The organism is Pseudobutyrivibrio ruminis (genome assembly GCF_015057245.1).
GTDB classification, from domain to species: domain Bacteria; phylum Bacillota; class Clostridia; order Lachnospirales; family Lachnospiraceae; genus Pseudobutyrivibrio; species Pseudobutyrivibrio ruminis_E.
The window spans coordinates 144142-159091 of the sequence record NZ_SVET01000002.1 but is presented as its reverse complement, the minus strand read 5'-3'; the positions used below and the strand labels follow the sequence as shown (position 1 = coordinate 159091).

At 42.4% G+C, this 14950-nt stretch carries 14 protein-coding genes; 12 read left to right on the top strand and 2 right to left on the bottom strand.

Annotation, left to right across the window (positions count from 1 at the left end; all coding sequences use genetic code 11):
• The first annotated feature begins 26 nt into the window (after positions 1-26).
• From E7274_RS02795 to E7274_RS02750, 10 genes are all read left to right on the top strand, one after another.
• A complete protein-coding gene (locus E7274_RS02795; protein ID WP_304173550.1) occupies positions 27-587 on the top strand; it encodes an acyltransferase in 561 nt (186 codons plus the stop codon).
• 11 nt (positions 588-598) lie between these two features.
• Complete coding sequence (locus tag E7274_RS02790) at positions 599-1759, top strand: glycosyltransferase (protein WP_304173548.1); 1161 nt, start codon at positions 599-601, stop codon at positions 1757-1759.
• A 17-nt stretch (positions 1760-1776) separates the two neighbouring features.
• On the top strand, positions 1777-2739 hold the full coding sequence (locus E7274_RS02785; RefSeq protein ID WP_033152086.1) for a GNAT family N-acetyltransferase: 963 nt from the start codon (positions 1777-1779) through the stop codon (positions 2737-2739).
• Positions 2736-3818 carry a hypothetical protein gene (locus tag E7274_RS02780; RefSeq protein ID WP_304173546.1) on the top strand — a complete coding sequence of 361 codons (1083 nt, stop codon included), beginning with the start codon at positions 2736-2738 and terminating at the stop codon, positions 3816-3818. Before E7274_RS02785 ends, E7274_RS02780 begins: the two co-directional genes overlap by 4 nt.
• A 3-nt stretch (positions 3819-3821) precedes the next feature.
• The gene (locus tag E7274_RS02775; RefSeq protein WP_304173544.1) at positions 3822-4649 is read left to right on the top strand and encodes an NAD-dependent epimerase/dehydratase family protein; all 828 of its coding nucleotides are present in this window, start codon (positions 3822-3824) and stop codon (positions 4647-4649) included.
• Between the two features lie 117 nt (positions 4650-4766).
• Entirely contained in the window at positions 4767-5729 is a 963-nt protein-coding gene (locus E7274_RS02770; protein ID WP_304173543.1) for a glycosyltransferase family 2 protein, read from the top strand.
• Positions 5710-7119 (top strand): hypothetical protein, encoded by a 1410-nt coding sequence (locus E7274_RS02765; RefSeq protein ID WP_304173541.1) that lies wholly within the window; start codon positions 5710-5712, stop codon positions 7117-7119. The genes E7274_RS02770 and E7274_RS02765 overlap by 20 nt, the downstream gene beginning before the upstream one ends.
• Positions 7116-7787, top strand: coding sequence for an acylneuraminate cytidylyltransferase family protein (locus E7274_RS02760; protein ID WP_033152072.1), 672 nt, complete (start codon positions 7116-7118; stop codon positions 7785-7787). The genes E7274_RS02765 and E7274_RS02760 overlap by 4 nt, the downstream gene beginning before the upstream one ends.
• 17 nt (positions 7788-7804) lie before the next feature.
• A complete protein-coding gene (locus tag E7274_RS02755) occupies positions 7805-9364 on the top strand; it encodes an aldolase catalytic domain-containing protein (RefSeq protein ID WP_304173539.1) in 1560 nt (519 codons plus the stop codon).
• A 161-nt stretch (positions 9365-9525) separates the two neighbouring features.
• Positions 9526-10083, top strand: a complete 558-nt coding sequence (locus E7274_RS02750) for a hypothetical protein (RefSeq protein WP_304173537.1) — start codon at positions 9526-9528, stop codon at positions 10081-10083.
• A gap of 51 nt (positions 10084-10134) precedes the next feature.
• On the opposite strand, the gene E7274_RS02745 is transcribed toward E7274_RS02750, so the two are convergent.
• Positions 10135-11811: a CotH kinase family protein gene (locus tag E7274_RS02745; protein ID WP_304173535.1), complete on the bottom strand. Its 1677-nt coding sequence runs from the start codon at positions 11809-11811 to the stop codon at positions 10135-10137.
• 10 nt (positions 11812-11821) lie between these two features.
• Positions 11822-13483, bottom strand: a complete 1662-nt coding sequence (locus tag E7274_RS02740) for a CotH kinase family protein (protein ID WP_304173533.1) — start codon at positions 13481-13483, stop codon at positions 11822-11824.
• 85 nt (positions 13484-13568) lie between these two features.
• On the opposite strand from E7274_RS02740, the gene E7274_RS02735 reads away from it, so the two are divergent.
• Positions 13569-14240, top strand: a complete 672-nt coding sequence (locus E7274_RS02735; RefSeq protein ID WP_304173531.1) for a polyphosphate polymerase domain-containing protein — start codon at positions 13569-13571, stop codon at positions 14238-14240.
• A 25-nt stretch (positions 14241-14265) separates the two neighbouring features.
• Positions 14266-14937: a DUF4956 domain-containing protein gene (locus E7274_RS02730; protein WP_304173529.1), complete on the top strand. Its 672-nt coding sequence runs from the start codon at positions 14266-14268 to the stop codon at positions 14935-14937.
• Positions 14938-14950: the final 13 nt, after the last annotated feature.

Genomic DNA, 14950 nt, shown 5'->3' with positions numbered 1-14950 from the left:
TAACAATAGCGGGAGATAGTTTAGGTATGGAATTTCTCAAGAATAGATTACGAGATGTAAGAGATGCAGTTAATTACATCAGATATTTTCACAAGTTTAAAAAAGTAGGCAAGCGCTGCGTCATGTCCAAGCCGCTAAGACTTACCAACTTGCAAAACGTAGAGCTTGGCGAGAAAGTTTACATCCTCCCAGGCCTTCGCATGGAGACTTTGGAATACAAGGACGGAGTGCAGTTCAATCCACTCATCAAAATCGGCAACGGCGTAACCATCGGCCAGAACGCTCACATTTTCTGCGCAAGCGGAATCACAATCGGCGACAATGTTGGAATCGGTGGCAATGTCATGATTAATGACTGCGCTCATGGCTACGCAGATTTGGACGCTCCAATCCAGGATCAGCCAATATCTACCAAGCCAATCGAAATCGGAGAAAACACACTTATCGGCAACAATGTGCTCATCCTTCCAGGAGTAAAAATCGGGCGCAATTGCTGCATCGGCGGAAATGTAGTCATCGCCAAAAGTGTTCCAGATTATTCCGTGGTATCAGCCCCACGCCCACGCGCCGTGGTAATGCCACATTAATAGGAGTTTATATGAAAGTATTACACATAGGAATGCCATCCCACTTTACAGAAGGGATGCTTTACCAGGAGAACATGCTAATTGCTATGAATCGTAAGGATGGCCACGATGTTACAATCATCACAGACGTCTATCACTACGAGGGCAGCAAGCTTGTGAAGGGCCCAGAGGAGGACAGAATCCTCGATAACGGCGCCCGTCTTATCAGATTAGAATACGACCGAGTTTTCAATAGCGACCTTTGGACAGAAAAAATCCAAAAGTGCCGCAAGCTCAAGAAATATCTCAAGGAAATCCAGCCAGACACCATCCTTTATCATGGTGTGTGCGGATTCGAAATGATGGATGTGGCAGATTACTGCAAGCACCATCCAGAGTGCCTTTTCTTCATGGATAGCCACGAGGACTACACAAACTCAGCTATGACACCACTTAGCAAGGCATTTTACAAATTCATCCACGGCCACTTCGTTCATAAGGCGTTGCCACAGGTTGATAAGATTCTCTACTTGGGCGTGCAGATGAGAGACTGGCTCAAGGATATCTACGGTATTCCAGATAACAAGATGGAGTTCATGGCCATCGGCGGAATTATTTATTCTACCGAGCAGCAGCGCGAAGCTCGCCAGAACATCATCAATAAATACAGCCTTCCACAGGACGCCATCATCATGGCTCACTCAGGAAAGCTTTCAGCAGGCAAGCGCACTGCCGAGCTTTTGCAGGCATTCACACAGGTCAGCGACCCACGCCTTGCACTGTTTGTGTTCGGTTCCATTCCAGAGGATATGGAATCCACCCTTCGCCCACTTTTGGAGTCAGATAATCGCATCCGCTTCATGGGCTGGAAGGTCAATAAAGAAATCGAGGAATTCCTTGCAGGCGTTGATTTGTACTGCCAGCCAGGCGGCCAGTCATCCACATTCGAGACTGCCATGTGCTGCGGCTGCGCCAACATGACATATCCACACGAAACCTACAAGGATGCAACATACAGCGATTGCAACGGCGAAAACTACTTCTTCGTGGAGACAGTTGATGATATGGTAAACGTATTCAAGAGCATCACAGAAACACCAATGCTTTTGGAGCAGACAAAGGCAAAGTCATTTGCATTCGCAAAGCTTCAGTTTGATTACGAAGTAATCGCAAGAAGAATCTACACAGCTTAAAAGCTAAAGAGGATAAAATGAGTAATAAAGAACAGTTTGAAAAATTTTGCCAGGACAATTACGTGTGCATCTATTCAAAGCCATGGTGGCTCGATGCAGTAGTTGGTCCTGAAAATTGGGATGTATGGCTCTATGAAAAGGGCGGCCGCATTTGGGCTGCTATGCCATATTATCTTGAACAGAAAAACGGAATAAAGCGTATCACCAAGCCACCTCTCACACAGACAAATGGCTTGATTGTCAGCTATCCAAAGGACCCACAGTCCCTTGCAAAGCGCGCTAGCTATGAGGAAGAAATCTGCGACGCTGCCATCGAGTTCATCGAAAGCATGGGCCTGGATATTTATGAGCAGCAGTTCCAGTACAAGTACCAGAACTTCCTTCCATTTTTCTGGCACAGATATAGCGTAATCCCTCGCTACACATACGTTATCGAGGATACATCCGATATGGAGCAGGTTGATAAAAACATCAGCAGCAAGTATAAAAACATGATCCGCAAGGGCGAGAAAAACGTTCACCACTTCGGCACGATTGACGCTGATACATTCTACACCGAGCATGAAAAGATTTTCGCTCGCCAGGATTTGCCAGTTCCATTTTCAAGAGAGCAGTGGCATCGTATATACGAAGCAGCCTACGCCCACAATGCAGGCGAAGTTTTTGCAGCTCTCGGTGAGAACGACGAAGTTCTTTCACTTAGCTTTTTAGTTTGGGACGAGGAAAGCCTCTATCTTGATGCAGGCGGCCCAATCCCTGAGCACTCAAGACTTCAGACATACGACGCACTTGTCCACAAGTCAATCGAAAAGGCCCACGACCTTGGCCTCAAGTTCGACTTCGAAGGCAGCGTTGTAAAGCAGATAAATCACAGCTTCCGCGAGTACGGCGGCAGACCAGTGGAATACTATCGTTTCCGCAAGGTCTTCAATCCAGAAATCATCCGTAAGGAAGCAGAGGAAACTATTGCAAGATTATGATGAACACAGAGTTTGATTACAAAGTAGATTTAAAATCCAAGAACATTCTTATTATCATGCCAAAGTTCTACGCTTATCAGAACGAGATAAAGAAGGACTTGGTGGCACGCGGCGCCAACCCTCATTTCTACGATGAGGAGCCAGAAAAGACAAAGTTCTTGATTATGAAAAATATCGAGAGCATCTTCCACAAGCCAAACATTTTTGATAGGTTCAACAAAAAGCTTACCAATCAGATTTTGGCAGAGATGCCGGCAGGCGGATATGACTATCTCTTGGTCATTCGCGGCAATGTTTTAAACGAATTGACTATCCACGAGCTAAAGCTCCACGCCCTCAAGGCCAACGGAAAATCCATCTATTATTCATGGGATTCCTTTGAAAACATGCGCCACAAAGGCGAGCTTGGCCGTCTTTTCGACTGGAGAGGCACATTCGATTCCGTGGACGCAGCTAATTCCGATATGGATTACAAGCTTCTTCCACTTTTCTATTCAGATGAATTCGATGCAAACAACATGGATGAGGTGCAGGAATACAAGTACGATTACGTCAGTGTTTCAGCCTTCTTCCCATTCAGATACAGATATTTCAAGGCATTCAAGGAAGCAAACAAGGACAAAAATCTTTGCCTTAAGCTCTACTTGAATCCAAGCGTATATCGCGGCAAAAAGTTGAAGGACCCTAAGCTTGTAAAGAACCTTGATATGGATATCGTAAGCTTCGAACCATTCAGCCCAGATACCATCCGCGATATGGTGAAGCATTCCAAGGCAGTCATCGACCTCGCCCATGAAAAGCAGCAGGGATTGACAATGCGTACAATGGAAACCCTTGGAATCAAGCGAAAGTTGGTAACAAACAACATTTATTTACGGGACTATGAGTTCTATAATGAAAATAATGCGGTGGTTCTCGAAAACCTATCTGCAAAATGCGACGAAGCCGAGGCATCAGGTGATTACTCAGCCTTCGTATTGCCAGATGAGCAATGGCTTGATAGCCCATATGTTGAAAATGAGCAGGTACGTCGCCGCTATTCAATACATTCATGGATTGATAATTTGTTTGAGGTATAAAAAATGAAATATTTAATAACAGGTGCAAATGGATATATAGGTCAGGGAGTTGTGAAGACTATGCTGGACTTGGGTGCTGAGGTCGTTGCAACGGATTTTCACACAGATGATGTGGACCCACGCGCGAAGCGTATAGATGCGGATCTTTTCACTCTTGAGGACCCATATGGATATTTCGAGAAGCCAGATGTTGTGATTCACTTGGCTTGGCGCGACGGATTCCGCCACGCTTCAGAAAATCATATGAACGATTTGCCACATCACTATGATTTCATTTCAAAGATGTGCCGTGCCGGCATCAGAAAGATGTGTGTCATGGGCACCATGCACGAAATCGGCTTCATGGAAGGCTGCATCAAGGCAGATACACCATGCGCACCACAGTCACTTTACGGTATTTCAAAGAATGCCCTTCGCCAGGCTACCATGCTCCTCTGCAAGGAGACAGGCGTGAAGCTACAGTGGCTCAGGGGTTACTATATAGTTGGTAACGCTCACAAGGGCTGCAGCATTTTCTCTAAGCTCACAGCTGCAGCAGAGGCAGGCGACACCACATTTCCATTCACAACAGGTCAGAATCAGTACGATTTCACAGATTACGATTTATTCTGTGAGCAGGTTGCAAAGGCTGCTATGCAGGATGAAGTGCTGGGAATCATCGAGTGCTGCACAGGCAAGCCAATGAAGCTTGCAGACCGCGTAGAGAAATTCATCGAAGACAATGGATTCTCTATCAGCTTAGCTTACGGCACATTCCCAGATCGCCCATACGACTCCAAGGCAGTGTGGGGTGATTCAAGCCGTATCGACAAGATTATGAGTATGTATTAATTATAAACTTTAGATGAGCTAGTAATAAACAAGCTCTTAGATTTCTCAAGCGAAACATGTAGTTGAGCGGAGAAATACTAAGGCTTGTGTATGTAACTAGCGGACTAGGAGATTAGAATGAAACCAGTACTTTACATAGTAATTCCATGCTACAACGAAGAAAAGGTATTGCCAATTACTGCACCTATGTTCCTCGACAAAATCAAAGAACTTGTATCAGCAGACAAAATCGATGATAAGTCACGTGTAATGTTCGTAAACGATGGTTCAAAGGATACTACATGGGAGATTATCAAGGACCTTGCAAAGCAGGACGAGCACTTCGTTGGCATCACACAGAGCCGCAACCGTGGTCACCAGAACGCAGTTCTTGCAGGCCTTATGGAGGCAAAGGAGCTTTGTGACATCACTATCTCTATCGACTGCGATGGTCAGGACGATATCAATGCTATGAACGAAATGGTAGATGCATATTTGGACGGATGCGAAATCGTCTATGGCGTTCGCAACAGCCGTGCTACAGATACATTCTTTAAGCGCTTCACAGCTGAGAGCTTCTATAAGCTTTTAAATAGCATGGGTGCAGAGGTTGTTTTCAACCACGCTGATTACAGATTAGTTTCAAGCCGCGTGCTTAACGAATTTGCAAACTTCAAGGAGGTCAACCTTTTCCTTCGCGGAATGTTCCCACTTGTAGGTTTCAAGAGCACTAGCGTTTACTATGCAAGAAACGAGCGTATCGCCGGAGAGAGCCACTACCCACTTTCAAAGATGCTTTCCCTTGCATTCGATGGCATCACATCCCTTAGTGTTAAGCCTATTCGCATGATTACAGGCTTCGGTATTTTCGTGGCTTTCATCAGCCTTATCTTGCTTATATATTCAGTGGTACAGCACTTCCTTGGCAATACAAACGCCGGATGGTCTAGTATCATGGTGGCAGTCTGCTTCCTTGGCGGCATCCAGCTCATCTCACTTGGCGTAATCGGTGAGTACGTTGGAAAGACCTACATGGAGACAAAGGCTCGCCCACGTTATATCATTTCAGAGAGAACTTACGATGAAAGAACCAACGATTGAGAACTTCCTCGCCTTCGAGCGAGAGTACAAATGTAACCAAATAGAGATTGAGGGCATGCATGTGTGGGCTTTGTATCGATACGAAATCCACAATGCCATCAAGGCCGAGACGGTGGGCCGTACCGAGGGCGATGCCCAGGGGTTCACCAAGTCTGAGCTCATCAGGATGGCCATCAATGCCCTAAAGCCTTTCACTTATAAAAATGTGGATGTGCTTTTCATCGGAAATGGACGTCGTACCAAGAATGCCGACACTGGCATCTACGAGGACATCTATTGCGATGAGATAGCAAAGAAGTACAACAGCGTAATTCTTGAACATCCAGAAAACCACGGACATTGCACACCTAACGGAATGGACAATGTCTATTTTACTGATAGGGTGGCATTTCAGACCAACCTTGCAGTAAAGCTTTCAAAGAAATTCAATACTAAGAAGCGCCAGCAGCGCACAGCTGCCGTTACAGAAAAAATCGGTCCAATCCTTGATGCAATCAAAACAGAATTTGGCCCGGATTTAAGAGAAAAGCTTATTCCTGATATCGTTGATAGAATGTACTACATCGATATCACAAAGAAATATTGTGGTAAGATTTTGGACAAGGCTAATCCAAAGCTCATCATCGAAATCTGCTACTACGCAATGGAAAGCTACGCTATGAGCATGCTTGGCCACGAGAGGGGCATCCACACCGCGGAATACAGCCACGGCTTCGCATTCCCTACTCACACACCAATGCAGTACAATCCAGAAGACCATCTCACAGAGCTTCCGGACGACGAGCTCATCTATAGCGAGACACAGCTTCCAATAGTGCACCTGCCTGATAATGTAAATATGATTACAGTCGGCTTCCCATTCTTCGAAAAGCAGAGAGCCCACTACCAGGCAGAAAATCCAAAGGATGACAAAACCATCTGCTTCATTTCCACCCTTGCCGAGGGCGAGCAAATCAGCAAGGTGGCAGCAGCAGTAGCAGATATGATTGGGGATGAATACCACATCATCTACAAGCTCCATCCACTGGAGTTTGGCTACTACAAAAAGCGTTATCCTTGGCTTGTAAACGACAAACTGGATGTGATCGACAACAACGAAAATCACATCTTCAAATACCTTGCCGCATCAAGCGTGGTTGTCAGCACCCGCACAGCTTCAGTGTGGGAGGGCATCGGCTTCGGCTGCGACACCATCCTCTTAAACTATGGTGACACCGCCGTAAATATGGAGTATTTTATAAAAGAAAAGAACGTGCCGTTGGTGGATACAGCAGAGCAGGTTGTGGACCTTATCAAAACAGGCCGCGCCGGTAAAGTGGATCCAGATGGTATGTTTGAACCTAACGCATTTGCGAATATAAGTAACTACATAGAGAGGTATATAAAATGAAAACAGTAGCGTTTGTACCTATTAAGATGAATAACGAAAGATTACCAGGCAAGAATACTAAGTGCTTTTCAGACGGGACACCCCTTGTGCGTGTCATAACTGAAAAGCTTGCAGCCCTCAAGGGTGACTGCATCGATGAAGTTTACTGCTATTGCAGTAACCCAGCCATCAAAGAGTATTTGCCAGAGGGAGTAGAGTTCCTCGAGCGCCCTACATTCCTTGATGACAAGTTCTGCAAGGGCCGTGCAATCTACGAGGAATTCGTAAAGACGGTAGAGGCTGATGTTTACATTCTCTGCCATGCCACAGCACCTTTCACTACTACAGAGCACATTAAAGAGTGCATCGAGGCAGTGCAGGCAGGCAAAGCATCATCTGCATTTGCAGGCCAGAAGCATCAGACATTCTTCTGGAAGGATGGCAAACCATTCAATTTCGACTTGAGCAATCCACCACGTACACAGGATATGGAAGCATTCTACACAGAGAACCCATCTCCATACGTATTCACAAAGGAGTGCTTCGCAGAGACTCACGCAAGATGCGGTCTCAACCCATACATCGTTGAGTGCGATGCAGCAGAGTGCGTAGATATTGATAATGCTGACGATTTCGAGTTGGCAGATGCAGTATACACATTCCTCAAGTCAAAGGGAAAGTTAAAGTAAGAAAGTAAGGTTTTTTTATGGAACAGCACATTAGACTTTTAGACTGTACTCTCCGTGACGGTGGTCACATCGTCCAGGGTAAATTCGGAGAGTCAGTTATCAAAAACACAATCAAAGGATTGGTAGAGGCAGGCGTAGATATCATCGAGGTTGGTTTCCTTTGGGACAGCGTCAATGATAAGGACACAGCCCGTTTCTACACAATCGAGGACGTTAAAAGAATTTTGCCAGAGGATAGAGGTCATTCTCACTTCTCACTTATGGCAGATTTCATCGATTTGGAGCACTTGGAGCCATGCGACGGAACTATCGAATACATCCGTCTTTCATTCAAGAGATGGCGTCTCGACTGGGGTCTCAAGACAGCCCGCATCCTTATGGACAAGGGATACAAGGTCTTCATCAACCCAGTAAACAACAACGTTTATTCAGATAAGGAATATATCGAGGTTCTTGAAAAGGTTAACGAGCTTCACCCATACGGTTTCTCAATCGTTGATACATTCGGTGTAATGCGTGTTAACGACCTTTCACACAGATATTATTTGGTAGAGAACAACCTTCTTCCAGATATCACAATCGGCGTTCACTTGCACGAGAATCTTGGCTTGGCATACAACCTTGCTCAGCATGTAGCACAGATTGCAAATCCAACACGAAACATCGTTATCGATGGTTCACTTCTTGGAATGGGCCGTGTGCCTGGCAACCTTTGCATCGAGCAGATTGCAGACTACATGAACGAGCAGTACGGCACAAGCTACGCCCTCGAGCCAATCTACGATGCAATCGACGACTACATCGCACCAATCAAGGCCCGCGAGCCATGGGGCTATGCAATCCCATACGCCCTTTCTGCAAAGTACTACTTGCACCGTACATACGCAGAGCATTTGATCAACAAAAAGCGTCTCAAGACAAAGGACATCCAGCGTATCCTTTCACAGGTGGATCCTTCCGAGGCAGAGACCTTCAACGAGGAATACATCGACAAGCTCTATATGGAGTACATGGATGTTAAATACGATGACAAGGCAGATTTGAAGAACCTTTCAGATATCCTTGCAGGCTACAAAAACATCCTTGTTATGGCTCCAGGCGAGAGCCTCAAGACATCTGCGGATAAGATTGCAGCAGCAAAGACAGCAGACACATGCACTATCGCAGTAAACTTTGTACCAGAGACAGGTGCCGATATCATCTTCCTTACAAACACAAAGCGCTACGACAGCATCAAGGATAAAAAGGGCGATAGCAAGCTTGTTATCACTTCAAACCTTATGCGTGATATTGAAAGCTACGATGCAGCAATCGCCTACAACGAGCTTGTATATTTCAACGACGAATACAATGACGATTCCACATTGATGCTCATCAACCTTCTTGTAAAGCTTGGCGTCAAGGAGCTTAGCTTCGCAGGCTTCGATGGCCGCAAGAATGGCAAACTCAACTTCGTGGACAATTCACTTGATGGCCACCAGGACAACCCTGAGCGTAGCCAGAACACAAAGCGAATCTTAGATAACGTATTTGCGGATGTGAAAAAGACTTTCATTACTGAGAGCGAGTATAAGTAAAAACATACTCCACTGCCCAAACCATAATAGCAGTGGAGTTTTTTATTCATCAATTGTTCAGAAATTATTCTTGATTTCAACATGCTTATGGAGTAGACTCGAATTAGAATAATTCCATAAAATAGGGAAATGGGGTTAAATATAAAAGGAAGGTGTCTATTATGAAGAGATTCAAGATTACAAAGGTTCTCTCTCTTGCACTTGCAGCAGTATTTGCAGTATCAGTATTTACTACAAACGCTTCAGCAGCAAGCCGTGCAGACCAGTACAGAAGAGAGCTTACAGCTGAAGAAGTACAGTACATTTATTCAGTGTTTGATGCAGAGTTCTATGCAAAAGCAAATGCAGATGTAATGGATTACTACGGATTCGATTACTACACATCTGATTGCGACCTTACATTGTTTACTCATTTTGTATCATGTGGTCTTTGGGAAGAGCGTCAGCCAAATGCAAAGTTCAATGTTGATGTATATGCTACTAGAAATATTGATCTTCGTGCAGCTTATGGCGATGACATCGTTGCATACTATGTTCACTATGCAACACATCCAGAGGAAGTTACATGGCGTGTAACACCAACACTTGGTGATGCATACGCAAACGGTGTAACAGTATACTCTGTATACGACATGGTACTTGGTTCAACATCAGCTGTTAAGGCTGGAGCACTTCCAGTTCAGACAGTTAATTATGCACCAGTACTTGGTATCAAATAATTAATTTAGAACAAAGAGAAATCCCTAGGAAGTTAATTCCTAGGGATTTTTTTAATTGGATAGATTTGCAATATAATCGTCCATATATGAGAATCGTTCTAGCACATAAGTTTCAAAGTCATCCAGCTTTATGGATTGATCATAATAATTTCCATCGGGCCATCTTTCTAAGGTCCTTCCAAATGCTCCAGAATCATAAATATCAGCTTCATAACCAGCTATAGCACTTCGAATGTACTCATCAGACCAAATGGTGCTTCTAAGCTCTGTATATCGCTCTTGAACCTGCTTTACAATTTCACTGTCGCCATTAGCCATTAGAAAGTACACCGGGCTCCATTCCATTGGTAAATCGTAATCTGGAGTGTTGTAATAGGATGTAATGCCATGACTTCCTTGACCATCAACATATCTGTTTCCAAAAGTTTGGTCCATATCCCATGGGGAGAATAAAAGCTTGTACCCATCTAAGCCGTCGTCGGATTCCTTAGTGGCTACGTACAGGTTTTTAACATTGGTGCTGTACACATTGTCTACGGCTTGAGAAAGCTTGTAAAACAACCAGAGGTCGATGGAATTATCTATGTCACAAGCGCTACGTATTTGCGATATATCATCGGAGTAAGCTAGAGTATAGTAAAGCTCATGTAAGGTGCTGTAATCACCGGCTCCATCCTCAACTGAATAACCTGGCAAATAATATAAAATACTGCCATCATCATATTCAGTGTATTCCAAGTCTAACGAGAATTCTGTGCCGGACCAGTCTTTCTTTTTGAAAAGAGTTTCATCATCTGTCAGGCTGAATTGTTTGCTATCAACAGGATATGTTAGGGCATATAAACCGTGATAACGATTATTGAAAAATACCTCTACGTATTTGGATTCGTTGGAAACGGCAGCATTCCATTCGTTATTGCCGGAGGCCATTTCCTGCCACATGTTCATGGCAAAGACATTTCTTATTTTTTCATAGTCAGAATATGGTGAGTAAAGAATCCAATCGTCATCTTCACGTAAGCCAAGCAAGCTTGCCTTGGATTTGGAATCTAAATTATCTTCCTTAGAGGTAAGTGATATTCTGTAGCTCTTTTGAGGAAAGCCGATTGTAGTGCCCCCACGCATATGAATTTTGGCAGATGATACAGTGGTGCGGCTAGATTGGTCAAAATCATCACTGTTGTCATATAAATAAAGGGAACAGCCAGCGTAGTCAGTGATGGAATAGGTTTCATCCAGTCCAAGTTCTGCAATTGTTTCATTTGAGATAGTGATATTCAGTATAGGTAACGTTGTAATAACCAAATCAGAAATACTAGCTTTAGTGCCCTGAAAGAGAACCAAATGCAAAGAATCATCTAAATATATGGCCACCTTCATTTCTTGCCCAAGCAACACGTTGCGAAGACCATTATCGCCGTTTTCTAGGGTGATGGTAGGAGATGTTCCTTCGGCATCATCTGTTTTGGAATAATAAAAAGTATTGGTTGTAGAATCATATATCAGCTGCTCATCGTTAAAATAGATATCAGATAGCAGGGCTGTTTCGGAAAGTTCATAGTCAGTTTGAATGCTATTGTAAGTGCTTTCATCAATCTGAACTTTTGACCATAAAAAGCGTCCATTAACTCTGTTATCGAAGTGATATATGCCTACTAATATCAGTAAGCTTAAAACAATAATAATTAACGATGATTTAGTTTTAAAACTTAGTTTATTAATATTCATTATATTTCCTTTATAAAGCGTTTATGTATTCGTCCATTGCGGCAAGGCGCTTAAGCACATAATCAGTAAATTCAGTTAGCCCCACAGAAGCATCATTGTAGCTTCCTTCCGGAAAAGCTTCTTGGGTTCTGGCAAATGCACCAGAGTTGTATATTTCATTTTGATACTCTTCTAAAAGTGTGAGTATTGCATCTTCAGACCAAGCATCACTTCTAAGTGTAGCGTAGCGGGCTTTGATTTCATCCTTAATTGTTTCATCGCCCATGCTCAGTAATCGGTATGTGGTGCCCCATTCTATAGGCAAATCATAAAAAGGATTGCTGTACTGACCGACTGTTGCTTCAGAAGTATATCGCCAGGTCTGATCCATATCCCATGGTGTGAACAAAAGCTTTTGACCGGCAATGCCTGTGTCAGATGATTTGACGGTAACGTACATGTTCTTTGCATTTCCAATGTACACGTTATCCACGGCTTGAGTTAGCTTATAAAATAGCCACAAATCAATGGAGTTTGTAACATCAGAAGTCATACGAACGACATTGCAGTCTGTAGAATAGTTCATATTTACATAAAGCTGCAACAGATTGTTGTAGTCTTCCACATCCCCATATTTCAGTGAATATCCTGGCAATGTGTAAACACCACCAGAGCCATCGGCATATTCCTGATAAGTCAGTTCAGTGTCGTATTCGCTAAGTGTCCAGTCTTTTTTCTTAAAGATGCTTTCACCTTCTGTGGTAGATAGCTCCTTTGAATCAATGCGATAGCAAAGGCTATATAACCCATGGTAATGTCCATTAAAGAAAAGTTCTACGAATTTATATTGAGTGGAATTATTTACATTCCATTCGTTTTCCTTAGTGAAGGATTCGTACCAAAGATTCATTGAAAAAACATTTCGTACTTTTTCATAATCTCTATATGAAGCGGATAAAATCCAATCATCATCTTCACGCAGTCCTAACAAATCTTCTTTATTATTATCACCGTCCAAATTATTCTTGTCAGCAAGAAGGCTTATGCGGTATCCTTTTAGAGGATAACCGACGGTAGATTGGCCGTGTCTGCGGACTTTTGCGTCAGTAATGATGGTTCGACTGGCACCATCAAAGTCTGCCTGGTTATCGTAAAGATAAATGGTAGTACCTGTATATGAAACCAAATCGTAGGTGTTGTCCAAGCCCAGTTCTTGGACTGTGGCATCGTCGATGGAAATATTCATAATAGGCAAAGTAGTACATTTTAGGTAAGAAACACTAACAGAATTGTTGTCATATAAAATCAAAGTGATGGATTGGTTTGAAGCGATTAGTTCATCGGATATAGGTTCTCCATATAAACCGATATTTAATGAAGTATCTTCATCTGCGTCATTTTTTATCTCAATATATGGGGTATAGCTGCTTGAATCGTCCTGAATAAGTGAATAGTAAAAGGTGTTTGTGTCAGAATCATATATTAGTTTTTGGTCATTCATATAAATGTCCGTAGACAACGGAGTCTCGGACTTATTCAGGGAGGCTATCAAAGCTTCATACTTCTTGTCAGAAAGATAAAGACTGTTGAAGTTTGTATAAATCGATGTAGTGTTGTTTGAAAGTACAATAGTAATAAGCGCAATAATGGCTGTTGCTATAATGACAATCGAACTTTTGATTTTACGACTCATAGTTAAAAATTTGCCTTTCGAAATAAATATGTATTATTATACCAATAAAAGAAATTGATACAATGAATTAAACGAGGTACACAAGGTGGAATTTCGACACGAATTAAAGTTTTTAGTTTCCGAAATAACGCTAGAAAAAATCAGATACAGGTTAGAAAATGTGATGGAAAAAGATTCTAACCAAAAAGGAGAATCTTATCGAATCAGATCTTTGTATTTCGATGATATATATGATAGTTGCTACAACGAAAACCTGGCTGGAACAGATGATAGAGCCAAATATCGAATTCGTTTTTATGGAGATAAAATCGATAGCGTTAAACTGGAAAAGAAATCCAAGCTTCGAGGCATGACGAAAAAGCTTTCAGAAGAGCTTACGCTGGCTCAAGTTAAAGATATATTGGAAGGGGATTTTGTCCCAACCACAGATAACATTTCAATGGAGTTGTTTGCAAAAAAGTATAAATCAGACATGAAGCCAAAGTGCATCGTAGAGTACGACAGATGTGCTTTTGTTGAACCTACAGGAAATGTTAGAATAACATTTGACATGAATATACGAGGCAGTAAAGAAACTGAAAAGTTTCTGGATTTGGATGGAGAATATGCTATTCCTGTCGTTATGCCAGGATGGCATATATTGGAAGTGAAATATGATGAAGTTTTGCCAAGACATATTTTGCAGCTGTTAGATATGAATAATCTACAGCGACAATCATTTTCAAAATATGCAATGGTGAGAGAAAAACTAGGTTAGCTAAATAGAAGATAGGAGATTACGAATGAGCTATACAGACATAATTAAAAAATCAGTTTTGGAAAGTTTTGCATCCACAGATATGTCCCCATCATATGTCGGGGTAGTACTGTTGGAAACATTTATTATTGCCCTATATATTTTCCTTATATATAGATACATGACCAGAACAACTTTCTATAGCAAAAGCTTTGCAGTATCAATGTCAATCATATCGTTAATTACTGCAGGAATTATTCTTGCAATGCAGTCAAACATTGTAATTTCTCTTGGTATGGTTGGTGCCCTTTCAATTGTAAGATTTAGAACAGCCATTAAAGAACCAATGGATTTATTGTTCCTTTTCTGGTCAATTGGAACAGGTATTGTTGTAGGAGCAGGCTTATTCTCAGTAGCTGTTGTTATGGCAGTATTCGTTACAATTGGAATTGTTGTTTTAAATTTGATTCCTACAATGAAGTCGCCAGAGCTCTTAATCATTAAGAGAGAAAACGATGACGAAGATGAGATTGAGAATATAATTAAGTCTTATTCTAAGAAATACAAAATCGACTCCAGATCCATTTCAAACGGAGTTACAACATATGTAATTGAAGTAAGTGCAGTAGATGGTGGCGCAATGGTGAAGAAGATAGCGGCTCTTTCTGGTGTGACACTTGCAACTCTCATGAGACATGAAGGGGAAGTAAAAAATTAACAGGAGTAATGTT